The sequence below is a fragment of the Amycolatopsis orientalis DSM 40040 = KCTC 9412 genome (assembly GCF_000478275.1).
GTDB classification, from domain to species: Bacteria; Actinomycetota; Actinomycetes; order Mycobacteriales; family Pseudonocardiaceae; genus Amycolatopsis; species Amycolatopsis orientalis.
In genome coordinates this window covers 15,204-38,675 of the sequence record NZ_ASJB01000057.1, presented here as the reverse complement: position 1 = coordinate 38,675, position 23,472 = coordinate 15,204, and the positions used below count along the sequence as shown (strand labels likewise).

General features: G+C 69.0%; 21 protein-coding genes. 10 read left to right on the top strand and 11 right to left on the bottom strand.

All coding sequences use genetic code 11. The features are described from left to right. Positions 1-131 precede the first annotated feature (131 nt). The 3 genes from L324_RS18810 to L324_RS18800 form a co-directional block, all read right to left on the bottom strand. On the bottom strand, positions 132-2,708 hold the full coding sequence (locus L324_RS18810; protein ID WP_037309824.1) for a glycoside hydrolase family 3 protein: 2,577 nt from the start codon (positions 2,706-2,708) through the stop codon (positions 132-134). 186 nt (positions 2,709-2,894) lie between these two features. After that, positions 2,895-3,113 (bottom strand): hypothetical protein, encoded by a 219-nt coding sequence (locus L324_RS18805; protein ID WP_037309821.1) that lies wholly within the window; start codon positions 3,111-3,113, stop codon positions 2,895-2,897. Between the two features lie 89 nt (positions 3,114-3,202). Next, positions 3,203-4,153, bottom strand: coding sequence for an Lrp/AsnC family transcriptional regulator (locus L324_RS18800; protein ID WP_081736394.1), 951 nt, complete (start codon positions 4,151-4,153; stop codon positions 3,203-3,205). A gap of 67 nt (positions 4,154-4,220) precedes the next feature. Between L324_RS18800 and L324_RS18795 the strand changes: the two genes are divergently transcribed. Next, positions 4,221-5,528, top strand: a complete 1,308-nt coding sequence (locus L324_RS18795) for an MFS transporter (protein WP_037310214.1) — start codon at positions 4,221-4,223, stop codon at positions 5,526-5,528. Here L324_RS18795 and L324_RS18790 read toward each other — a convergent pair. Continuing rightward, positions 5,525-6,001: an RrF2 family transcriptional regulator gene (locus L324_RS18790; protein ID WP_037310211.1), complete on the bottom strand. Its 477-nt coding sequence runs from the start codon at positions 5,999-6,001 to the stop codon at positions 5,525-5,527. The two genes, L324_RS18795 and L324_RS18790, sit on opposite strands and share 4 nt — an antisense overlap. Before the next feature lie 115 nt (positions 6,002-6,116). On the opposite strand from L324_RS18790, the gene L324_RS18785 reads away from it, so the two are divergent. Beyond that, complete coding sequence (locus L324_RS18785; RefSeq protein ID WP_037309818.1) at positions 6,117-6,848, top strand: SDR family oxidoreductase; 732 nt, start codon at positions 6,117-6,119, stop codon at positions 6,846-6,848. A gap of 83 nt (positions 6,849-6,931) precedes the next feature. Here L324_RS18785 and glpD read toward each other — a convergent pair whose 3' ends face one another. From glpD to L324_RS18770, 3 genes are read right to left on the bottom strand one after another with little or no spacing between them, the layout of a single operon-like run. Continuing rightward, the gene (gene glpD, locus L324_RS18780; RefSeq protein WP_037309815.1) at positions 6,932-8,644 is read right to left on the bottom strand and encodes a glycerol-3-phosphate dehydrogenase; all 1,713 of its coding nucleotides are present in this window, start codon (positions 8,642-8,644) and stop codon (positions 6,932-6,934) included. Between the two features lie 5 nt (positions 8,645-8,649). After that, entirely contained in the window at positions 8,650-10,167 is a 1,518-nt protein-coding gene (glpK, locus tag L324_RS18775; protein ID WP_037309812.1) for a glycerol kinase GlpK, read from the bottom strand. A 24-nt stretch (positions 10,168-10,191) separates the two neighbouring features. Beyond that, positions 10,192-11,013, bottom strand: coding sequence for an MIP/aquaporin family protein (locus L324_RS18770; protein WP_037309809.1), 822 nt, complete (start codon positions 11,011-11,013; stop codon positions 10,192-10,194). A gap of 151 nt (positions 11,014-11,164) precedes the next feature. Here L324_RS18770 and L324_RS18765 point away from each other — a divergent pair, with 151 nt between their 5' ends. The 4 genes from L324_RS18765 to L324_RS18750 all read left to right on the top strand — a co-directional run bounded on the left by L324_RS18765 (position 11,165) and on the right by L324_RS18750 (position 16,126). After that, positions 11,165-11,932, top strand: coding sequence for an IclR family transcriptional regulator (locus L324_RS18765; protein ID WP_037310208.1), 768 nt, complete (start codon positions 11,165-11,167; stop codon positions 11,930-11,932). Between the two features lie 13 nt (positions 11,933-11,945). Further along, positions 11,946-13,895: a glycerol kinase GlpK gene (gene glpK, locus L324_RS18760; protein ID WP_037309800.1), complete on the top strand. Its 1,950-nt coding sequence runs from the start codon at positions 11,946-11,948 to the stop codon at positions 13,893-13,895. A 183-nt stretch (positions 13,896-14,078) separates the two neighbouring features. Beyond that, the gene (locus L324_RS18755) at positions 14,079-14,357 is read left to right on the top strand and encodes a hypothetical protein (protein WP_037309798.1); all 279 of its coding nucleotides are present in this window, start codon (positions 14,079-14,081) and stop codon (positions 14,355-14,357) included. A 164-nt stretch (positions 14,358-14,521) separates the two neighbouring features. Further along, positions 14,522-16,126: a purple acid phosphatase family protein gene (locus tag L324_RS18750; RefSeq protein WP_037309796.1), complete on the top strand. Its 1,605-nt coding sequence runs from the start codon at positions 14,522-14,524 to the stop codon at positions 16,124-16,126. Between the two features lie 217 nt (positions 16,127-16,343). Here the strand turns inward: L324_RS18750 and L324_RS18745 are convergent, their stop codons facing one another. Next, a complete protein-coding gene (locus tag L324_RS18745; RefSeq protein ID WP_235783571.1) occupies positions 16,344-17,021 on the bottom strand; it encodes a MerR family transcriptional regulator in 678 nt (225 codons plus the stop codon). Between the two features lie 259 nt (positions 17,022-17,280). Between L324_RS18745 and L324_RS18740 the strand changes: the two genes are divergently transcribed. The 4 genes from L324_RS18740 to L324_RS18725 all read left to right on the top strand — a co-directional run bounded on the left by L324_RS18740 (position 17,281) and on the right by L324_RS18725 (position 20,304). Continuing rightward, positions 17,281-18,144 (top strand): alkaline phosphatase family protein, encoded by an 864-nt coding sequence (locus tag L324_RS18740; RefSeq protein ID WP_037309794.1) that lies wholly within the window; start codon positions 17,281-17,283, stop codon positions 18,142-18,144. 79 nt (positions 18,145-18,223) lie between these two features. Then, positions 18,224-19,207, top strand: coding sequence for a TolB family protein (locus tag L324_RS18735; protein ID WP_037310203.1), 984 nt, complete (start codon positions 18,224-18,226; stop codon positions 19,205-19,207). A 10-nt stretch (positions 19,208-19,217) separates the two neighbouring features. Next, positions 19,218-19,763: an isochorismatase family protein gene (locus tag L324_RS18730; protein WP_081736393.1), complete on the top strand. Its 546-nt coding sequence runs from the start codon at positions 19,218-19,220 to the stop codon at positions 19,761-19,763. Positions 19,764-19,791: 28 nt separating this feature from the next. Then, a complete protein-coding gene (locus L324_RS18725) occupies positions 19,792-20,304 on the top strand; it encodes a VanZ family protein (RefSeq protein WP_037309792.1) in 513 nt (170 codons plus the stop codon). Here L324_RS18725 and L324_RS18720 read toward each other — a convergent pair. The 3 genes from L324_RS18720 to L324_RS18710 form a co-directional block, all read right to left on the bottom strand. Further along, positions 20,268-21,959 carry a flavin monoamine oxidase family protein gene (locus L324_RS18720; protein WP_037309788.1) on the bottom strand — a complete coding sequence of 564 codons (1,692 nt, stop codon included), beginning with the start codon at positions 21,957-21,959 and terminating at the stop codon, positions 20,268-20,270. The two genes, L324_RS18725 and L324_RS18720, sit on opposite strands and share 37 nt — an antisense overlap. Next, positions 21,956-22,726: a carbon-nitrogen hydrolase family protein gene (locus tag L324_RS18715; protein WP_037309786.1), complete on the bottom strand. Its 771-nt coding sequence runs from the start codon at positions 22,724-22,726 to the stop codon at positions 21,956-21,958. Before L324_RS18715 ends, L324_RS18720 begins: the two co-directional genes overlap by 4 nt. A gap of 173 nt (positions 22,727-22,899) precedes the next feature. After that, positions 22,900-23,463 carry a DinB family protein gene (locus tag L324_RS18710; protein WP_037309783.1) on the bottom strand — a complete coding sequence of 188 codons (564 nt, stop codon included), beginning with the start codon at positions 23,461-23,463 and terminating at the stop codon, positions 22,900-22,902. Positions 23,464-23,472 lie beyond the last annotated feature (9 nt).

Here is a 23,472-nt window from a genome sequence, read left to right as displayed (position 1 = left end):
GAAGGGCGCTTTCCCCGCATGCGATGCGGGGAAAGCGCCCTTCAGCCACGCGCGACCCACGTCCACTTCCTCGTGAGTGGTAATGACGGTTAGAACCGTCATTACCACTCACGAGACCGGAGCGGGACTGGTCAGCTCAGGCTTGAGCAGGGCCGGGCGTCGGGATCTTGAGCCCCCTTCGGCACCCACCGCACGTTCGCGAACGAAGCCGAGAACTGCCCGTCCGTGTACACCAGGAACGGCGTGTTGACGTTCTCCAGATCCAGCCCGTTGGCGAAGCACGACACCGGGATCTTCACCGTCGACTTCGGCGAGCCCGCCAGATCGGTGAACAGCTTGGTGGCGTTCACCTCGGAGAAGCACGGGTAGACGCAGTGCATGCTGATCACCGTCCGGTTCGCGGGCGCCTGATGCACGATGGTGTCGAACTCCAGCGCCGCGTCGGCGTTGAGGTAACCGCGCAGATCGTTGGTGCCGGCCGGGTTCTGGAAGTAGAGCTGCGCCGGGCCGGTGCCGGTCCAGGTCGACTTGAGCCCGTCCTGCTGGACGTTCACATCGGACTGGACGACGGAGATCTCGGCGTGCGAGGCGACGCCGTCCGGGCCGATCTCGGTGCCGCCCCAGTTCTGTGCGGAGCCGATGAAACCCTTGTACGGCGCGACATCCGTCCGGTTGAACAGTTCGAGGTCCTCGGTCGCGGTCCCGCCGCCACCGGTCGAGCCGCACGACACCGGCCCGGCGGTCTCGTCCAGCTGCCCGACCGTGACACCCTGCCCGGTCTTGAGGCCGTACCCGAGTTTGAACAGCGGGTCGTACTCGGCCGCGCCCGCGTTCAACGGCGTCTGGCAGGCGCTCTTCGGCCACGAGTACGGCAGGGTGCCCTTGAAGCCGCCCTTGACGAGCACGTCGGCGACGCCGCCGCCTTCGGTGCCGGGGAGCCAGGCCGCCACGAACGCGTCCGAGCGGTTGATCTCCTTGTTCATGTACAGCGGGCGGCCGCCCACGTAGACCGTGACGACGGGAGTGCCCTTCCCGTGGACCTTGTCCAGCACGGCCAGGTCCTCGGGGTAGAGCTTCGAGGCTTCGAGCGTCTTGCGGGTCAGGTCGCCGACGCCTTCCGCGTACGGGGTCTCACCGATGACGGCGATGACGGCGTCGTAGCCCTTCGGGTCGGTGTCGCCCTTCTCGTCGAAGGTGACGTTGACATCGCCGAGCTGCTGCTTGAGCCCCGCGAGGATCGACGTGGCGTTCGGGAAGTCGGCGTTGGTGTTGCCGGTCCCCTGCCAGCTCAGCGTCCAGCCGCCGGTCTGGTTCTGGATGCTGTCCGCGCTCTTGCCGACCACCAGCACCTTCGACTTCGGCTTCAGCGGCAGCACCTCGCCGTTGTTCTTCAACAGCGTCTGCGACGAGCGGACCGCGTCGCGCGCGAGCCACTTCTCCGTCAGGGCTTCGTCGGAGTTCGCGTAGGAGCGGTCCGACGGCTTCTGCGCTTCGTACAGCCCGGCGCGCAGCTTGACGCGCAGGATGCGGGTCACCGCGTCGTCGATCCGCGAGACCGGGATCTGCCCGCCGTTCACCTGCGCGACGGTGTTGGTGATGAACGCCTTCCAGTCGTTCGGCACCATCACGATGTCGATGCCCGCGTTGATCGCCTGCGGGCACGAGGAGTTGGTGCAGCCCGGCACCTGGCCGATGCCGTTCCAGTCGGACACGACGAGGCCGTCGAAGCCCATCTTGCCCTTGAGGATCTGGTTCAGCGCCTTGTCACTGCCGTGCAGTTTGCCCTCGTTGATCCCGAGTTCGGCGTTGGTCCAGCTGTTGAACGACACCATCACGGTCTGGGAACCCGCCGCGAGCGCGCCGTAGTAGCCCTGGCCGTGCATGTTGATCATCTCGGCCTCGGAGGCCGGGTTGACCCCTTGGTCCTGCCCCTTGAGGGTGCCGCCGTCACCGATGAAGTGCTTGGCCGTGCCGATCACGCCGTTGTAGCCGATGCGCTTGGTCGAACCGTCCTGGAGGCCGTTGATCGCCTCGTAGCCGTAGGCCCGCGTGATCCGCGGATCCTCGGAGAACCCTTCATAGGTGCGGCCCCAGCGGTCGTCCCGCACGACCGCCAGCGTCGGCGCGAACGCCCAGTCCTGGCCGGTGGCGCGGATCTGCCGGGCCGTCGCCGCGGAGATGTCGCGCACCAGGCACGGGTCGTGCGCCGCGCCGAGGCCGATGTTGTGTGGGAAGACGGTGGCGCCGTAGACGTTGTTGTTGCCGTGCACGGCGTCGATGCCCCAGATCACCGGCGTCCGTGTCCGGCTGCTCTTGGCGGCGTCCCAGTACGCGTCGGCGAGCTTCAGCCAATCCTGCTGCGAGGCGTGCTTGTCCTGGTTCGGCCACGAACCGCCGCCGTTGAGGACCGAGCCGATGGAGTACTGGCGGACCTCGTCCGGGGTGATGGCCGCGATCTCGGGCTGCGTCATCTGCCCGACCTTCTCCTCGAGGGTCATTCCCTTGAGGAGCTGGGCGATCCGCTGCTCGTCGCCGGCCTTGCCCTTGAACCGGCTTTCGACCTTCGGCCAGTCAGCGAGCGTCGGCAGGCTCTTCTCGATCCGGGCGCAGCCGTCCCGGTCGAGGGCGGGCTTCCCGATCACGGGCTGCTCGGCCGCGCCCACCGACGGCGCGGCCGCGACGGTGCCACCGAGGAGGGCGAGGCTCATCAAGGCGACGAGCGGACTTCGGTGCGCACGAGAACGTCTTGCCATGGTCTGGTCCATTCTGCGGGAGGCGGGGACCGGCCGATCCTCACCGGCGGCGGACATGCAGTCAAGAGTTTCGGACAGGTACGCCGACCGTTAATTTTTGCCATGAACTAAGGCTTGACATGGCACCCGGCCACGGGTAGATCACTTCCCCGCCGCCACGCGCCTGCCGCGCCGCTTGGCGGTGTAGGGCAGGAAGAACAGGTACAGCCCGCTGAACATCAGCAAGAAGAGCGGCGGCAGGGGCGTGTAGAGCACCCACTGGGCCGGATCGCCCTGCGCCACGACGACGAAGCAGACGATGACGGTCGCGACGAAGACGAGGGACGTCCAGCGGTGGAACGTCCGGATTCGCTTGCTCATGGGAACCTCCTGAGGTCGTTGCCGATGGCGTTGACGCTAGGGAGATCCCCGGTTCCGGCGCTTCTCGATTCCTGATCGGTGCCCGTGGCTCAAGCCGTGAGCGGTCCGACCGCCTTCACGATCTCCAGCACCGGCGCGGTGTGCAGCGTGCGGATCGCGCGCTGCGCGCCGAGCCGGTGCGTGAGGTACCGGTGCAGGGCGTCGGTGTCCGGGCACAGCGCCTGCGCGATCAGGTTGGTGGGCCCCGTCGTGGCGGCGACCACCGCCAGTTCGTCGTGCGTGGCGAGCGTCGTCGCGACCTCGTCGAGGTCGGCGGGCGCGACGGCCATCCACAGGAACGCCTGGGTGGTCACGCCGTACAGGGCCGCGTTGATCTCGACGTCGAAGAAGAGCACGCCGCGCGCGCGAAGGTCGGCGAGGCGGCGGGCCACGGTCGCCGGGGCGAGGCCGGTCGCGGCCGCGAGGTCGGCGTTGCCCAGCCGGCCGTCGGGACGGAGGGCGTCGATCAGGACGCGGTCCGAGGTGGTCAGCGGCGCGTCGTCCGCGACGATTTCCTTGGGCCGCAACGCTTCCTGCTGGTCTTCGGTCAGTGCGGCGAGCCGCCCGCGCCACGCCGTCGGCCCGCCGAGGTAGGTGTGCAGCACGAGGTGCGCGGACACCGCCGTGACACTCGCGGTGCGCGGGATGTCGTGCAGCAGCATGGCACTCGGCGAATCCTTCGGTGTATGCGCGATCGTGACGATCTCCGTGCCGCCCGAGGTCAGCTTGACCCAGGACGTGTCCGGCCGCCTGGCCAGCGAGCGGGCGAGTGTCCGCGCAGTGGCGGGCTGCGCGGTGAGCCGCACGAGCCACTGGGTCAGCCCCGTCCGGCCGGGGTCGGGCAGGCCCACCACGCGCAACCCCGCTTCGGCGCGCAGCCGCTGATAGCGGCGGGCGACGGTCTGCGTGGAGACACCGAGCACCGTCCCGATCCCGCTGAACGAAGCCCGCGCGTCGAGATGCAGCGCATGGACCAAACCACGGTCGATTTCGTCAAGCATGGAACATTTCATCCATTCGCCGCGCGACACAGGAAACAATCACCATCTTCGCCGCATCATCGTGGTCATGCAAGAAACCAAGATCCGCTCCGCCGCGCTCGGTACCCTGCTCGCGGCCGAGGCGATGAACGTGCTGGACGCGACCATCACGCAGGTCGCCGGTCCGGCCATCCACGCCGAACTCGGCGGCGCCGCTTCCGACATCCAGTGGTTCGGCGCCGCGTACACCCTCCCGTTCGCGATGCTCCTGATCACCGGCGGGAGGCTCGGTGACCTGCTGGGCCGCCGCCGCGTGTTCCTGTCCGGCGTCGCCGTGTTCGCCCTCGCGTCGCTGGGCTGCGCGCTCGCGCCGGACACCGGCGTGCTGATCGGCGCTCGAGCGGTCCAGGGACTGGCGTCCGCACTGGTGATCCCGCAGACGATCGGGTTGATCAAGGCCATGTACACCGGTCCGGCGCTGTCCGCGGCACTGGGCTGGAACGGTCCCGTGGTGGGCTTGTCCGCCGTGAGCGGGCCGCTGCTCGGCGCCCTGCTGACGGATCTGGTGTCCTGGCGGGCGGCGTTCCTGGTCAACGTGCCGATCTCGCTCGCGATCCTCGCCGCGCGACGGCTGTTGCCGGAGGACCGGGCCGCGGATCCGGTCCGGCTGGACGTGCCGGGGACCCTTCTCGCTTCACTCGGCGTCGGACTGCTGGTGTACCCGCTGATCGACCGGTGGGACTGGACCCTGTTCGCCGGCGGCGCCGCCGTGCTGGTGGTGTTCGGTTTCCACCAGCGCAGGCGGCGGAATCCTTTGGTGGAGCCGAGTTTGTTCGGTCACCGCGGATTCCCCGCGGCACTGGTGACCTCGACCCTGTTCTTCGCGGTGATGAACGGTGTGATGCTCGTCGTGGTCCTGCACCAGCAACTCGATGAGGGGCTCGGCGTACTGGCGTCCGGCCTCACGCTGCTGCCGTGGTCGGGCGGGCTGGCCGTGTCGTCGTGGGTGGCGGGCCAGTGGCTCGTGCCCCGGTACGGGCCGCGGGTCGCGTTCGCCGGGCTGACGCTGCTGCTCGCGGGAATCCTGCTGGCGATGGCGGGCCCGCTGCCGCTCGCGCTGGGGATCGGCGGGCTCGGGCTGGGCCTGTTCACGGTGCCGTTCTTCACGACCGCGCTGTCCGTCGTCCGTCCACATGAGACGGGATCGGCGGCGGGGCTGCTGAACGCGGTGCAGCAACTGGGCACGACGCTCGGGATCGCCGTACTCGGCACCGTCTTCCTGCGCGGCCATTCCCTGATCCAGGCGCTCGTGCCGGCGGCCGCGCTGGTGCTGGCGACCATGGTGACCACCGCGCTGATGCGACCGGCCAAGACGACGGCCAAGGCGACGGTTTAGCCTTCGGCCGCCTTGAACCAGGCGCCGATCCCGGCGAGCGCGCCCGGCCCGTAGTCACCGCGGACGTCCTCGGCCAGATCCGCGATGGAGACCGCGCGCAGGGCCGCTCGCCACTGGACTTCCGCGTTGGCCATCGCGCGGCTGATGGCACAGGGCGCTGTGCACGCTTCGGGCGGCGTCGCCATCGGACCGCGTTGCCGGATCTCGGTGCAGACGAAGGCCGGGCCGGGCCCGTCGATCGCCTCGACGACGTCGAGCACCGTGATCTCCGAAGGCGGCCGGGTGAGGACATAGCCGCCCGCCTTCCCTTGCACCGACCGGATCAGGCCGGCGCGGGAAAGCGCCTGGAGCTGCTTCGCGAGGTAACTCGGGGAGACGTCGTGCAGCTGCGCCAGGCGCGCGGCGGGCGCGGGTTCGTCGACCGAGGTCAGCACGACGCAGCAGTGCAGGGCCCACTCCACCCCGCCGGACATCTTCACCCGGATGACTCTAACCCGCCCCTTGACTCGGACACAATGTGTCCGAGTATCATTCTCGGACATACGGTGTCCGGGTTAGCGGACACCCCTCAACGAAGGGCACTGGGCCATGAAATTCGCGATCATCGGCGGGACCGGGCTGATCGGCTCGCAGGTCGTGCGGAACCTGAACGACGCCGGGCACGAGGCGGTGCCGCATTCGCCGTCCACCGGGGTCGACCTCCTCACCGGCCAGGGCCTGGACGCCGCCCTCGACGGCGCGGACGTCGTCGTCAATCTCACGAATTCCCCGACCTTCGACGAGGCGTCCCCCGCGTTCTTCCGGACGTCGATGGACAACCTCGTCGCCGCGGCGAAGAAGGCGGGCACCGGGCATTTCGTGATCCTGTCGATCGTCGGCGTCGACCAGGTCCCCGAGCTCGACTACTACCGGGCAAAAACGCTGCAGGAGGACATCCTCAAGAGCAGCGGGATCCCCTATTCGATCGTCCGCGCCACCCAGTTCATGGAGTTCGTCGACGCGGTCCTGTCCTGGACCGCCGACGAGAACACGGTCCGCCTGCCCGGCACGCCGATCCAGCCGATCGCCGCGGCCGACGTCGCCGCCACCGTTTCCGAGGTCTCGGCCGGGAAGCCGCTGAACGGGACCCTCGACGTCGGCGGCCCGGACGTCTACCCGCTGGACGAACTGGGCCGGATCACGTTGTCCGCCAAGGGAGACACGCGTTCGGTGACGACCGACGAGACCGCGGGCATGTTCTCCGCCGTACGCGGCGACGTCCTCACCACCAAGGACGGCGCACGCCTCGCCCCGACCCGCTACCTCGACTGGCTGAAGTAAGCATTCAGTCCTCTGGATGCGGTAGATGCATACGCAAGAACCGCATCCAGAGGACTAAACGCAGCCCGTGACGGGCGCGGGGGTCAGCTCGGCAGCAGGGCCGGGGCGGCCAGACGGCTGGCGTTGGCCGCTTCGTCGTCCGGCTGGACCTGGGCGGAGCGTTCCGCCTCGACCCGCGCGAGGTAGTTGGTGACCTCGCGCTCCCGCTTGTGCGAGTCCCAGCCCAGCAGCGGCGCCATCAGCTCCGCCACCACCGGCGCCGCCGTCACCCCGCGGTCCCGCTCCTCGATCGAGATCCGCGTACGGCGCGTGAGGACGTCCTCCAGGTGCAGCGCGCCCTCGTGCGAGACCGCGTAGACGACCTCCGCCTTGAGGTACTCCGCCGTCCCCGGGATCGGCTCGCCCAGTTCGGGACGCTCCGAGATCGACTCCAGGATGTCCTCCACCGCGGTGCCGTAGCGCTGGAGCAGGTGCTCGATCCGGCCGATCGGCAGCCCGGCGCGCTGGGCGAGCGAGTGCCGCGCGCCCCACAGTTCGTGGTACCCCGCGGCACCCACGATCGGCAGGCGTTCGGTCCACGACGACGGCGCCGGGCGGCCGAGGTCCTCCACGGCGACGTCGACCGCGTCCGCGGCCATCACCCGGTAGGTCGTGTACTTGCCACCGGCCACGATCACCAGACCGGGCACCGGATGCGCCACGGCGTGCTCCCGCGACAGCTTCGTCGTCGAGGTCGCCTTCGCGGCCAGCAGCGGCCGAAGCCCGGCGTATACGCCTTCGATGTCGTCGGCGGTGATCGGCGTGCGCAGGACCGCGTTGAGGTGATCGAGCACGTAGTCGACGTCCGCCTGGCTGGCCGCCGGGTGCTCGCGGTCGAGATCCCATTCGGTGTCGGTGGTGCCGACGATCCAGTGCCGTCCCCACGGGATGACGAACAGGACGCTCTTCTCGGTGCGCAGGATCAGCCCGGTGTCCAGGTCGATCTTCTCGCGCGGCACCACCAGGTGGATGCCCTTCGACGCGCGCACGGTGAACGGCGCCGGGATGCCCGCCGCCTCGGCCATGTCGTCGCTCCACACGCCGGTGGCCGCGACGACCGTCTTCGCCCGGACCTCGATCTCCGCACCGCTCTCACGGTCGACGACCTTGGCGCCGACGACACGCTCACCATCGCGGATCAGCGAGGTGACGCGGGCACGGGTGAGGACGGAGGCGCCCTGCTCGGCCGCCGTCCGTGCGATCGTCATCGTGTGCCGGGCGTCGTCGACCTGGGCGTCGTAGTACTGGATGGCGCCGATCAAGGCGTCGTCCGCGAGGCCGGGCGCGACCTTGGCCGCACCGCGTTTGGACAGATGCCGGTGCCGCGGCAGGGCGCGCGCTCCGCCGAGGGTGTCGTAGAGCGTGACACCCGCGCCGATGTAGCCGCGTTCCCAGACACGGTGCTTGAGCGGTACCAGGAACTTCACCGGGCGGACCAGATGCGGCGCCAGCGTCTGCAGCAGCAGACCGCGTTCCTTCAGCGCCTCCCGGACCAGCTTGAAGTCGAGGTTCTCCAGGTAACGCAGCCCGCCGTGGATCAGCTTCGAAGACCGGCTGGACGTCCCGGCGGCGAAGTCGCGGGCCTCGACGAGTGCGACGGAGAGCCCGCGCGACGCCGCGTCGAGCGCGACGCCGGCACCGGTCACTCCCCCGCCCACGACCAGGACGTCGATCTCTTCGCGGGCAAGCTTGCGCAGCGCCTCGGCGCGGTAGACCGGGGAAAGCGGTACGGGTGTCACTCTGTTCCTCCTGTTCATCGGGCTCACTCGACCTCGACCCAGTCGAGCGTGCGGCCGACGGCCTTCTGCCAGCCCGCGTAGCCCTCGGCGCGCTGCTCGTCCGTCCACGACGGAGTCCAGCGCTTGTCCTCGTTCCAGTTCTGCTCCAGCTCGTCGGTGTTCTTCCAGAACCCGACGGCCAGACCGGCCGCGTAGGCGGCCCCGAGCGCGGTGGTCTCGGCGACGACCGGCTTCGACACCGGCACGCCGAGGATGTCGGCCTGCAGCTGCATGCAGAGTTCGTTCGCGGTCACGCCACCGTCCACCCGCAGCACATCGAGCGTGACGCCCGAGTCGTTCTGCATGGCCTCGACGACGTCGCGGGTCTGGTAGCAGATCGCTTCCAGCGTCGCCCGCGCCAGATGCGCGTTGGTGGTGGCGCGGGTGAGCCCGACGATCGCGCCGCGCGCGTCCGAACGCCAGTACGGTGCGAAAAGCCCGGAGAACGCGGGGACGAAGTAGACGCCTCCGTTGTCCTCGACCTGGCGGGCGAGGCTCTCGCTCTGCGAGGCACCGCTGATGATGCCCAGCTGGTCGCGCAGCCACTGCACGGCGGAACCGGTGACGGCGATGGAGCCTTCCAGCGCGTAGACCGGCTTCTCGTCGCCGAACTGGTAGGCCAGCGTCGTCAGCAGGCCGTGCTTCGACCGCACGACCTCGTGACCGGTGTTGAGCAACAGGAAATTGCCGGTGCCGTAAGTGTTCTTGGCCTCGCCGGGCCGGAAGCACACCTGGCCGACGGTCGCCGCCTGCTGGTCGCCGAGGACACCGGTGATGGCGACCTCGCCGCCGAGCGGGCCGTCCGCGCGGGTGACGCCGAACCGGCCGTTGTTCGAGGACGGCGCGATCGACGGCAGCATCTGCTTGGGGATGTCGAAGAACGACAGCAGTTCGTCGTCCCACGCCAGGGTTTCGAGGTCCATCAGCATCGTGCGCGACGCGTTGGTCGGATCGGTCACGTGCACGCCACCGTCGGGCCCGCCGGTCAGGTTCCAGATCAGCCAGGTGTCGGTGGTGCCGAAGAGCGCGTCGCCCTTTTCGGCGTCTTCGCGGACGCCGTCGACGTTCTCCAGGATCCACTGCAGCTTGCCGCCGGAGAAGTACGTCGCGGGCGGCAGCCCGGCCTTGCGCCGGATGACGTCGCCCTTGCCGGACCGGTCCAGCGCCGAGGCGATCCGGTCGGTGCGGGTGTCCTGCCACACGATGGCGTTGCAGTACGGGCGGCCGGTGCGGCGGTTCCACACGACGGTGGTCTCGCGCTGGTTGGTGATGCCGAGCGCGGCGAGGTCGGCCGTGGTCAGGTTCGCCTTGTTGAGCGCGGTGGCGATGACCGACCGGGTCCGCTCCCAGATCTCGGTCGGATCGTGTTCGACCCAGCCCGGCTTCGGCAGGATCTGCTCGTGTTCGAGCTGGTGGCGGGCGATCTCGTTGCCACCGTGGTCGAAGATCATGAACCGAGTGCTGGTGGTGCCCTGGTCGACGGCGCCGATGTAGTCAGGCATCTCTGTCTCTCCTTTGAGGACGGCTCAGGCGGCGGGCTCGAGATCCTTGGCGGGCAAGGCTTCCGGAGCGGGATCGGCGGGCAGGTAGCGCTCGATGAAGTACTTGTAGATCGCGCCGCCGATGACCGCGCCGATGACCGGGGCCACGATCGGGATCCACCAGTACGGATAGCCGTATTGGTCGGTGAACGCGGTGTCGTAGCCGGTGAGCCAGGACATCAGCCGGGGACCGAAGTCACGGGCGGGGTTGATCGCGTAACCGGCGTTGGTGCCCCAGGCCATGCCGATCGCGACGACCAGGAAACCGACGACGACCGGGGCGAGGTTCGCGGCGGGCGCGGTGTTGCGGAGGTCGGTGATGGCGAAGATCACCAAGGCGAGGATCGCGGTTCCGATGATCTGGTCACGGAAAGCACCCCAGTCACCCACCGGCAGCGTGCCGTTACCCGGAAGAGTGGAGAAGACGCCCTGGGTCTTGATCGTGAGGCCGGGGTCGGCGGCGTTGAGCACCTCGGTGTAGTTCCAGCGCACGAGCAGCGCGGCGAGGAACGCGCCGGCGGTCTGCGCCAAGGCGTACGGGGCGACCTTGCGCCAGGAAAAACCCTTGAACACCGCCAAGGCCACCGTGATGGCGGGGTTCAGATGAGCACCACTGATCCGTGAAGCCACGTAGACACCGAGCGTGACACCGATTCCCCACGCCCACGCGATGCTGTCGTGGTCCCCGATGCCCGCGGCGACGACTTGAGCCACCACCCCGCAGCCGAACAGGATGAGGATCATCGTCCCGACGAACTCCGCCGCCAGTTCGCCCGCGAGTCCGCGAGCCTTGAGGTTTCGCACCATTGCTTCCTCCACAAAGGACACCGTTGCCCTGCTGAGGCCGAAGTTAAGTTCGGGGAAACCCGGGGTCAACGGACACCGGTCGGCATTGTCGAACGCCCGGAGACGATGTTCGACATTGTCGAATCAGGGCCGGTCGGGCTACGGTTGGGCCGTGCCCGGTCCGATCCAGTCCATCGAGCGCGCCGCCGCGATCCTGCGGTTGCTGGCGCGTGGTTCCGGCCGACTCGGGGTCGGCGAGATCGCCGATTCCCTCGAACTCGCCAAGGGAACGGCGCACGGGATCCTGCGCACCCTGCAAGGGGTCGGCTTTGTCGAACAGGACCGCGACACCGGGAAATACCAACTGGGGGCGGCACTGCTGCACCTGGGCACGAGCTACCTCGACGTCAACGAACTCCGGTCACGGGCGATCAACTGGGCCGACGCCCTGGCCGCGCGCAGCGGCGAGGCCGTCCGGATCGGCGCGCCGCTGGAGGGCAGGGTCTTGGTGGTGCACCACGTGTTCCGGCCCGATGACAGCCTGCAGACCCTCGACGTCGGCACGCTTCTGCCGTTGCACGCGACCGCGCTCGGCAAAGTCCTGCTGGCCTACGACACCGGTCTCGTGGCATCGTTGCGCACCGGCGAACCGGAGGCCTACACCCGCCGGACACTGGTCACCCAGACCGCGATCAAACGCGCCTGCGGCAAGGTCCGCGAGGCGGGCTGGGCGAGCGAGAACGGCGAGATGATCTCCGGCGAGGCCGGGATCGCGGCCCCGATCCGCGGTCACGGCGGCATCGTGGTCGGCTCGATCGGGGTGTCCGGCGCGACGGAACGGATCTGCGAAGCCGACGGCAGCCCGATCCCGCGGCTGCTCGGGCACGTGCGCGACGCGGCACGGGCGGTCTCCCGCGATCTCGGCGCGTCCCGATGGTGATGGAGGTGCTCGCGTGGTCCAGCGCTACGTGATGTCGATCGATCAGGGCACCACTTCGACAAGGTGCATCCTGTTCGACGCGCGCGGCAGGCTGGTGTCGGTCGCCCAGCGCGAGCATCAGCAGCACTTCCCGCGGCCGGGCTGGGTGGAACACGACGCGACGGAGATCTGGCGCAACGTCGGCCGGATCGTGCCGCAGGCGCTGGCCGACGCCGGCGCCGAAGCCGCGCAGGTGGTCGGCCTCGGCATCGCGAACCAGCGGGAGACCACCGTGCTGTGGGACCGGCACACCGGCAACCCGGTCGGGCGCGCGATCGTCTGGCAGGACACCCGCACCGACGCGATGCTCGAACAACTCGCCCGCGAGCCGGGCGCGGACCGCGTCCGGCAGCTGTGCGGGCTGCCGCTGGCGACGTACTTCTCCGCGCCCCGCATCCGGTGGATGCTCGACCGGACTTCCGGCCTGCGGGAACGCGCCGAACGCGGTGACGTCCTGTTCGGCACGGTCGAGAGCTGGCTGATCTGGAACCTGACCGGCGGGGCGGGCGGCGGCGTCCACGTCACCGACGTCACCAACGCCTCCCGCACCATGCTGATGAACCTGCGGACGCTGTCGTGGGACGACGAACTGCTGGAGTTCTTCGACGTCCCGCGCGCGATGCTGCCGGAGATCCGCCCGTCGACCGAGGTGTACGGGACGACGTCGCGGGTGGTGCCGGGGATCCGGATCGCGGCGGCGCTCGGTGACCAGCAGGCGGCGTTGTTCGGCCAGACCTGCTTCGCACCCGGCGAGGCGAAGTGCACCTACGGCACGGGCAGTTTCCTGCTGCTCAACACCGGCCCGACGCCGGTGCTATCGGACCACGGCATGCTGACCACGGTCGGCTTCAAGATCGGCGACGAACCCGCCGTGTACGCGCTGGAAGGCTCGATCGCCGTCACCGGGTCGCTGGTGCAGTGGTTCCGCGACGGGCTGGAACTGATCGGCAGCGCGCCCGAGATCGAGACGCTGGCCCGTACGGTCGAGGACAACGGCGGCTGTTACATCGTGCCCGCCTTCTCGGGCCTGTTCGCGCCGCACTGGCACAGCGAGGCACGCGGCGTGATCGCCGGGCTGACGTCGTACATCACCAAGGGACACCTGGCCAGGGCCGTGCTGGAGGCGACGGGCTGGCAGACACGCGAGGTCGTCGACGCGATGAACGCCGATTCCGGGCTGGCGCTGTCGACGCTCAAAGTGGACGGTGGGATGACCGCCGACAACCTGCTGATGCAGTTCGTCGCCGACGTCCTCGACGTGCCGGTGGTCCGCCCGATGGTCGCCGAGACGGTGTCGCTGGGCGCGGCGTACGCGGCCGGGTTGTCGGTCGGATACTGGCCGGACCTGGAGGGGCTGCGTCGCAACTGGCACCGCGCCGGGCAATGGCTGCCGTCCATGAACCCCGCCCGCCGCGACAGCGAGTACGCGCACTGGCGCCAGGCCGTGGAGCTGACGTTCGGCTGGATGCGGCCGGGGCCCGCCGCCGCTCCCCCTGGCTCCGACCTGGTCGAGGTCGTCCTGGCCGATCACCGCCGGATCGAGCAGCTGTTCCGGGACCTCCGCAACGACGAGGCCGATCGCCCGGCACTGGTCGCGGAGCTGTCGGCGACCCTGGTCGCCCACGTCACCGCCACGGACCGGATCGTCCGTCCTGATGGGACGGAGAGCGGCCTCGCCGACGAACTGCTGGCGGTGCTGGAGTCCACCGACTCCGAGAAAGCCTTGGTGGCACTGGAGAATTCGGTCGACGCGCATATCAGGGCCGAGGAGCGCGGACTACTGAACGAACTCCGCCGCACGATGTCCACTTCGGACCGTACGGCGCTGGGGCGCGCCTTCGCCGCGGAGCGCAGGCGGCAACTCGATCTGGACTGCGGCTCGGCCGCGCACATCCGTGAGCAAGGCGCCCGGTTGCGGTTGTAGCCGTTGACGTCCTCCGGTAGCGTGCTAGCCTTTCGCCCATGCAGCGCTTCACCCGACTCGTAGTAGTCAAGCGCGCCGGCTGAAACCAGGTCGCCGGCGCGCAGTCCGGCGACCCGTCGACACGGGGCATCTTCCCGGGACCTGGCCCTCTGGCCAGTCCGTTCCCGTTCCTGGAGACCCACGATGTCGCTCACCACTTTCCCGGTTCCCGCCCCTCGTTCGTCGCTGATGGTCCGCCGCCGGATCGCCACCTACTTCGTCGGCGGCGTCGAGCAGATCCCCGGCCTGGTCGACGCGCTCGCGCGGCACGGCAGGCTGGTCCACGACCTGTCGGTCGACGTCCGCGACGGGGTCCGGGAGAGCACCATGACGTGCGCGCTCCTGGTCGAGGAAGCCGAGGTCGAGGCCCTGCTGGCGCGGCTGCGGGAGCTGCCCGCGGTCGTCTCCTCCGAACTCGTCTGACGCTTCCGACTCGCTTGTCCGCTCGTGAGTGGTAATGACGGTTAGAACCCTCATTACCACTCACGACCCCCCGTCGGCCGGAAGCTTGCACGGTTCGATGCAGGTGAGAACGGAAGTCGTGTTCACCCGTTGACATAGTTAAGAAGCCTTCTTAACTTCAGATCATGTCTGAGACTCCCCGAAACCGCAGGTCTCAAGCCTATCGTCGGCTCAGCCTTGCCGAGAAGCACGACAAATTCGTCAACGAGTACTCACGGCGGACCCTGTTCCGGGTGGGCGCGGTCAGCGGTGCCGCGCTCGCGGCGGGCGGCGTCCTGCTCCCCGGCACCGCCACCGCGTCACCCGGCCCGACCGTGCTGCTCAACGCCGACAAGACCGCGGGCTCGGCGCTGCGGCCGTTCGGACGGCATATCGCGTTCGGCGCGGATCCGGCCCAGCAGGTCGTGGTCTCCTGGCAGGTCCCCGCGGCGGTGACCGCGCCGTTCATCCGGATCGGCACCGTCCCCGGCGACTTCAGTCCGCCCATCGCCGCCGAGGTGCGGGCGCTGACCAGCCAGATGTCCTGGCAGCATCCGGTCGAGGAAGTCCCGCCGAACGCCCCGAAGGCGATCACGCAGTACTACCTCCACGCCCGGCTCGACAGGCTGCTCCCCGACACCACGTACTACTACGTCGTCGGCCATCAGGGCTACGACCCGGCCACCGGCGGCCGGCTCGCCGACATGGCCACCTTCCGCACCGCCCCGGCGGCGGGCGGCGACGGCGCGTTCACCTTCACCGCGTTCGGCGATCAGGGCGTCGGCTACAACGCCGTCGCGACGAGCAGCCTGATCGCGGGCCTGGACCCCGCCTTCCACCTCGCCATGGGCGATCTGAGTTACGCCCTCACCGGCGAAGGCGGGCATCCGGAGGAGGACACCTACGACGCGCGGCTGTGGGACTCCTTCTTCGTCCAGAACGAGCCCGTCACCTCGCGGATCCCCTGGATGATGGCGCTCGGCAACCACGAGATGGAGGGCTGGTACTCCGCAGACGGCTACGGCGGCGTCCGGGCCCGCTTCACCATGCCGGACAACGCCTGGAGCGGCTCCACCTGCATCTACTCCTGGCGCTACCAGAACGTCGGCATGATCAGCCTCGACGGCAACGACGTCTGCTACAACAGCCCGTCCAACCTCGGCTACACCAAGGGCAAGCAGCTCTCGTGGCTCGAGAAGACCCTCAAGGCCTTCCGCGCGGACCCCACGATCGACTTCGTCGTCGTGTACTGCCACCAGTGCACGTACTCGACCTGTCATTCCAACGGGGCCGAACTCGGCGCGCAGCAGGACTGGGCGCCGCTGTTCGACAAATACCAGGTCGACCTGGTGCTCAACGGGCACAACCACATCTACGAGCGCACCGACCCGATCCGCGCGGGCAAGGCCACCAAGAAGCTCCCGTCGCGGGGCACCGCGAACCCGGTCAAGGACGGCACCACCTACATCACCGCGGGCGGCGGCGGGGACAGCGTCTCCGAGTTCCCCGCCCCCGACACCTATCTCGGGCACGAGACCGCCAACGACTCCCCCATCCCGATGAAGTTCTCGTACGAGGACGGGCACAGTACGACCAAGAAGGTCACCTGGTCCCGCGTGCGGTTCCGCGGCTACAGCCTGGTGGCCGTCGACGTCGTCCCGGCCGCGGGCGGCACGCCGGCGGGGCTGGAAGTCCGGGCGATCAGTGCGGACGGAACGCTGATAGATCAGATCACTCTGCGGCGAAGCTGACCAACGGCGGCCCTCGTTCCCGCCGTCCGGGGGCCGCCGTTCCTCCTCGGCACATCGGCCGAAAAGCCATTTCTCCTCGGCCGATCGGCCGAGGAGTTTCTTTGAAAGATAATAGGGAAGGTGAACCAGCCTTATCGCGTCGACCTGACTGTTACCCGTTCATGACATAAACGGGACGAGGACCAGACCGATCGCCGTTCCCGGCGCGAACCGACCGCTACCTCGGCCACCGTTTCCCTGATCCCCCGCCTGGAAAAGTGCGTTCGACCGCGTTCTCGACGGCCGCTCTGAAAGCGCTTACCAGGAAGTCCGCGAGAGAAGGTCCCAAGTCGGGCGAAGCGCCGCCCGACGGCGAATCCGCCGCCGTCAGCCGCTCCGCGGCCGCGCCGACGACAGCGTCGGCCACCGGCGCCATCCGGTCCATGAGCTGCCCGAGGAACCGCAGGACGTCGACCGGCGGGATTCCGGCCTCCGCCAGCTGCGCGACCGCCTGCGCGACGGGCGGCCGCGCGATCGCGGCCGCTCCGGAATCGTCCCGGCCGAGCAGACCGTGCCGCTCCAGCGCACAGAAGACCGGTGGCTGGACGCGCGCGATCTCGGCCAGCGCCGCATTCGTCCGCGCGGCACCCGGATCCGCGGTGGACGTGCCCAGCATCGCCGCGATGGAAGCCAGATTGAAGCCTTGTTCCTGCAGCGTGGTGATACGTTCCAGCCGCCGGAGATGGACCGGGCCGTAATAGGCGGACCGGCCGTGCCGCACCGGCGGCGGCAGTAATCCCCTCGTCTGATGCGCCCGGATATTGCGCGGCGACATCCCGACGATCGCGGAAAGTTCCCCGATCGTGTATCCGGCCGGTCTCGACGAAAAGGACTTCACGACTTCGAGTTTAACCATGGGCCGGCGCCGTTCCTTTTCGGCTCGCCAGGCGTAAGTGCATGATGCAGGTTTGCACGATTCGATGTCAGCCCACGCCGGTTTTGCCTCGATTTCCCCCGCCCGATTGCTCCAGTCGGGCGATCTTGGTGGGCAGGGGCGCCCCGGAAGGTTTAGATGCACTTCAAGACATCCGATGTCTTACCTTGTCACCGCCGCGGAGCGCCGCTGAACCCGATGGCCGGTCGTCGAAGTCCGATCCTTGACCCCAGGAGGTTTCATGTTCTGGAAACGCATCGCGGTCGCCGCCGTGGCGGCGGCGGGCGTGGCCGCGGCCACGCTGGTGTCGCACCAGGGCACCACCACGGCCGCGGTGGTGCCCGCGGCGGCGAAGGTGCCCGCGTTCGACCACATCGTGCTGGTGATGTTCGAGAACAAGGACTACAAGGAGATCAACGGCAGCTCCAAGGCCCCGTATTTCGCCAAGCTCGCCTCACAGGGCGCCAAGTTCACCAAGGCGTACGGGACGACGCACCCGAGCCAGCCGAACTACATCGCCCAGTTCGCGGGTTCGACCCATGGCGTGGACAGCAACAAGTGCCAGGACCTGGGGAACAAGGAGAACATCGCCTCCCAGCTGGCCGGGATCGGCAAGACCTTCACCGGTTACGCCGAAAGCATGCCGTCGGACGGCTACACGGGCTGTACCAAGGGCAAGTACGCCCGCAAGCACAACAGCTGGGTGAGCTTCAGCAACGTCCCGGCGTCGGCGAACAAGCGGTTCTCCGCTTTCCCGTCCGACTTCACGAAACTGCCGCACGTCGCCTTCGTGACCCCTGACCTCTGCAGCGACATGCACGACTGCTCCGTCGACACGGGCGACAAGTGGCTGAAGAACAACCTGGACGCCTACGCCCAGTGGGCGAAGACGCACAACAGCCTGCTGATCGTCACCTTCGACGAGGACAGCGGAACGTCGGTGAACCAGATCTTCACCACCTTCGTCGGCGCCCACGTGAAGCCGGGGAACTACGGCGAATCCATCAACCACTACTCGATCCTGCGCACCATGGAGGCCGCTTTCGGCCTTCCTGGCATCGCCAACGCGGCGAACAAGCCGCCGATCACGAGTGTGTGGCAGTAACCGGACGATCCCCGCGGGCGTGTCCACTGTGGACACGCCCGCGGGCGGTCAAGACGAAGCCAGGCAGGAAGGCCCGACCGTGAACACCCGCACCCGCACGCTGCTGGCCGTCACCGGAGTGCTCGCGCTGGCCGCGGCCGCCGTGATCTACGTCGGGATGGCGCGAAATCCGGACACCGCGTCGGCGGGCACCAGCGGCGCGGTCACCCTCACCGGGCCGCGACTGCTGTTCCGCAGCACCGCCGACGCCGACCGCGGGCACGTGTCCAGTGTCGCCACGAGCGATCCCGGCGGGCCACGGGCGGTGTCGACGGTGACCTGTAGCCGGGTCCACGCCGCGGGCGGCACCGGGATCTGCCTGCGCCCGGAGACCGGCCTGACCACCTATCAGCTCGCCGTCCTCGACGGCGGCCTCGCGGTGACCCAGGAGATCCCGCTGGTCGGGGTGCCCAACCGGGCCAGGGTCTCGCCCGACGGACGCCGTCTCGCGTGGACGGTGTTCGTCTCCGGCGACTCCTACAACGGCGGCCGGTTCTCCACCCGCGCCGGCATCCTCGACCTCACCACGGGCGAAGTCGAAGCGACGCTGGAGGACTTCGCCGTGACCGTGGACGGCGCGCCGTACCGGGCGGTGGACGTCAACTTCTGGGGCGTCACCTTCACCCGGCACCCGGACCGGTTCTACGCCACGATGTCCACCGGTTCCCATCGGTATCTCGTGGAAGGCGACGTCAAGGCCCGTACCGTCAAGACGCTGCGGGACAACGTGGAATGCCCGTCGCTCTCTCCCGACGAGACCCGCGTCGCCTACAAGGCCGCGATCGACGGCGATCCGGTCAAGGGCTGGCGGATCTCGGTGCTCGACCTCGCGACCGGCACCGTCACGCCGCTCGGCGAGACCCGCAGCGTCGATGACCAGCCCGCCTGGCTCGACGACCGCACCGTCGCCTACGCGCTGCCCCGTTCGCCGGGGCACTCGGACGTCTGGGCGGTCGCCGCCGACGGCACGGGTGGCCCGCGCCTGCTCATCCCGGAGGCCGAATCACCCGCCGCGCTCCCCTAGGCTGCCGGACATGAAGGCCGCGCTGCTGATCGTCGACATGCAGGACATGCTCGTTCCCCTGGTCTGGCGCGGCGAAGAGCTGGCGCTCCGGATCGCCGCACTGGCGCGCAGGGCTCGCGCGGAAGGCGTTCCGGTGATCGCCCTGCGGCAGATCGGCGCCGTCGGCACGGACTTCGATCCTTCCTCACCCGGCACCCGGGTCAGCTCGCTGCTCGGCCTCGAACCGGTCGACGTGGTGGTCGACAAGACGGCGACGGATTCCTTCTACCGCACCGGCCTGGCGGGACTGCTCGTCGACCGGGACGTCGACACCGTGGTGCTGACCGGGCTGGCCACCGACTACTGCGTCGACGCGACCGCCCGGTCCGCGCAGAGCCACGGTCTGGACGTCGTGCTGGTCGGCGACGGCCACTCGCCGTCCGCCGACGGCGATCCGACCACCGGCCTGACCGCCGAACAGGTCATCGCCCGGCACAATCTCCTGCTGAGCACCGCGATCCACCCCGGCGGGAGGCTGCGGGTGGTGCCCGCGGCGGAGGTCGTGTTCACCGCGTGAGCGGGCGTGCTCGTAGGATCGGCAGGCCATGATCACGAACTTCCTGCTCGACCACTCGGCCCTCGTACCGGTGGCGATCCTCCTGGTCGCGCTCGTCTGCGCGGCCCTGGGTCGTGTGTTCACCCGCAGGCGCCGGATCCTGTGGGCACTGGCGGGGTTGAGCCTCCTGCCGGTCTTCGCGCTGACGCTGGTGCCCACCGTGAACCGGATCGACGGGATCCTGTGCACGGTCCAGTTCGCCATGCCGACGCTGGGCACGGTGGAACTCCTGGCCAACGTCGCGCTGTTCCTGCCACCGGCGTACTTCGCCGCGCTGGCGACGGGGCGGCCGCTGACGACGCTCGCGGCGGGCGCTGGACTGTCCGCCGTGATCGAAACGCTGCAGGCGCTCGTTCCCGCGATCGGCCGCGCCTGCGACACCAACGACTGGCTGATGAACACCGTCGGCGCGGTTCTGGGCGTGCTCCTCGCGCTCGGCACGGGACGGCTGGCGGACCGCCGGTGTCAGTCCGGCAGCTCGACGGGCGCGATGTCGTCGTAGACGTCGCCCGGCCCCGGATTCGCCGGATCCGTCTCGCCGCCGAAGTGGTGCAGCACGCCCCACACCGCGTTGAGCGCCGTCTGGACCGCGCCTTCCGCCCACCCCGCCGTCCACGAAACATCGTCGCCCGCCAGGAAGAGGCCCCGATGGCGCTCGTCCAGCCTGTCCTGCATGAAATGCGTGAACAGCCGGTGCTGGTAGCGGTAGTGGCCGGGCAGGTTGGCCTTGAACGCGCCCATGAAATGCGGTTCGGCCTCCCAGGACACCGTCACCGGGTCGCCGATGATGTGCCGCCGGACGTCGACACCCGGGTAGATCTCCCGCAGCGACTGCAGCATCACCTCGACCCGTTCGGAGACCGAAAGCGGCAGCCACTTCAGCGAATCGTCGGCCCAGGTGTAGGACAGGCAGATCACCGCGGGCGCGTCCGGGTCGTCGCCGAGCAGGTAGGTGCCGCGCGGCATGCGGTCGGTCAGCGTCATGCTCATCGTGTCGCGCCCGGTCACGGGGTCCTTGTCCAGCCAGAACGGCCGGTCGACCGGGACGAAGACCTTCGAGGACTCCATGTAGTGCGTGCGCTCGATCGCCGTCCAGTGGTCGATCGGGAACAGTGCCTCGTCGCATTCGATCTTCGACAGCAGCATCCAGCTCTGCGCGGTGAACACCGCCGCGGGATAGGTGCGGATCCGGCCTTCGGTGTCGGTCACCGTGATGTTGTTCGGCGCGGTGCGGTGCAACCGGGCGACGCCGGGGTTCGGCCGTCCGCCGTGCAGCGTGCTCAAACTCGTTCCGGCCGGCCAGAACGCGAGGTTCTCCGGCGCGTGTTCCCACAGCCGCAAGGGAAGCTGCCTGCTCCCGCCGGTGATGCTGCGGTGTTCGTCGTCGGCGCCGGTGTAGACCACCCGCAGGATCTCGAGGATGGAGTTCGGGAAGTCGGTGTCCCAGCCACCGGTGCCGAAGCCGACCTGCCCGAAGATCTCGCGGTCGCGGAACGAGGCGAACGCGGGTGAGTCACAGAGGAAACCGTAGAACGTCTGGTTGTCCAGCCGCGGCACGAGTTCGTTCCACAGCCGCTTGATCGTCTTCGTGTCCCGGTCGCGGATCGCCTTCTGCATCTCGGCGAAGGCGGCCTGCTCGGACAGCGTGCTGTCCCAGGCGGCCGCGACCTTGCCGAACACCGCGGGAAGCTCGTCCGCGGTGCGCGCGTAGTGGCTCTCCCCCTTGAGATCGACGACCGTGCTCGGCGTTCCGGGTGCCAGCGGGTTCGGGAACGGCGTCGTCTCCAGGCCGACCTTGTCGATGTAGTGGAAGAGCGCGGTGGACGCCGGCGGGAAGCGCATCGCGCCCATCTCCGCGACGAGGTCGTCCGGGCAGCCGGGGAACCGGACGGTGCGCAGCCGGCCGCCGATCTCGGCGATCTCGTGGACCACCGGCCGCAGGCCCAGTTTCATCAGCTCGTACGCGGCGACGATGCCCGAAAGCCCGCCGCCGATCACCGCGACCTCGGTACCGTGCCGCTCGGCCGGAAGCGAGCCGAGCCCGGCCGGATGGGCGAGGAAATCGTCGTAGGCGAACGGGAAATCGGGGCCGAACATCGTGATCGGCCGTCCGGCCGGTTCGTCGTGGTGGATCGCGGTCGGAACGGCGGACGTCATACGGTGCTTCCTTGGTCGGTCAGTGTCCGGTACAGCTCGGGCCGTCGGTCGGCCAGGTGGGTGTTCTCCCGCCGCGACGCGACGAGCGCCTCGCGGGTGACTTCGGCGCTGATCAGCTCCGTGCCGCCGCCGGCGCGAGCGAGCATTTCGCCGGTCGGGGCGACGACGCAGGAGCGGCCGCAGTAGGTCAGTTCCTGTTCGGTGTCGCAGCGGTTCGCGTAGGCGACGAACAGCTGGCTTTCGTAGGCTCTGGCGGGAACCAGCGTTTCGGCGACCAGTTCGTACGGGCTCATCAGCGCGGTCGGGACCACGAGCAGTTCGGTCCCGGCCAGCGCGTGCGCCCGCACCAGTTCGGGGAATTCGACGTCATAGCAGATCAGCAGGCCGACCCGGACGCCGCCGAGATCGGCCTGCACGACCGCCTCGGTGCCCGGCTCGAACCACGACCGGTCGATGTCGCCGAACAGATGTGTCTTGCGGTAGTTCGCCAGGCGCCGCCCGGCCGCGTCGATCAGCTGGACGCTGTTGTGGACCCGGCCGCCGTCGGACTCGGGATAGCCGTAGGCCAGCGCGACACCGGTTTCCCTGGCCAGCGCGGACATCCGGGCCGCGGTGGGGCCGTCGGCCGGTTCCGCGAGCGCGTGGGACCTGGAGCCGATGTGATAGCCGGTGGTGATCATTTCGGCGGCGATCACCAGATCGGCGCCGGACGCCGCGACCGCGCCGGGCAGTTCGGCGTACGGGCCCTGGTGGACGGCGATCTTCATGCCGACGACGATACCTGCCGTTTCATGCCGCCGATACAAGCAGATCGTTGCGTTGTGGCGGAATTGACCAGTGGTCTGGTGTGGTAAAGAGCAATAGGGCGGCGGTTTGTTGTGGGTAGGGTCTCGTGAGTGGTAATGACGGTTAGAACCGTCATTACCACTCACGAGGCATCTCAGGTCGACTTCTGCCCGTCGATGCTCTCGCGCAGGATGTCGGCGTGCCCGGCGTGCTGCGCGGTCTCGGCGATCACGTGCGTCAGCACCCGACGCACACTGCGCACCGCCCCCGGCTCGTTCCAGGGCGCCTCCGGCAGCGGATGCGTGGCGGACAGGTCAGGGATCGAGGCGATGATCTCCGACGTCCGCGCGGCGATCCGCGCGTACTGCTCGAGGATCCCCGCGAGGGTGTCGCCGGGCAGCATCCGGAAGTTGTTCCGGTGGTCGATCGCCCACTGCGGGAACTCGCGGGCGGTCCCGGCGCCGAGGTCGGCCCAGGTGACACCGTCCGGCAGGTCGTAGCTCATCGCGGACGGTCCCTCGACGGCGAACCGCAGCCACATCTCCTCGATCGACGCGACGTGCTTGAGCAGGCCGCCGAGGCACAGCTCGCTGACCGTCGGATGCTCGCCGAGCTGGTCATCGGTGAGGCCCTGGACGGTGCCGGTGAGGGTGGCGCGGACGGTGTCGAGGGCTTCGATCAGGTCGGCGCGCTCGGCGTCGAGGATGGTGGCGGTCATCGGGCCCTC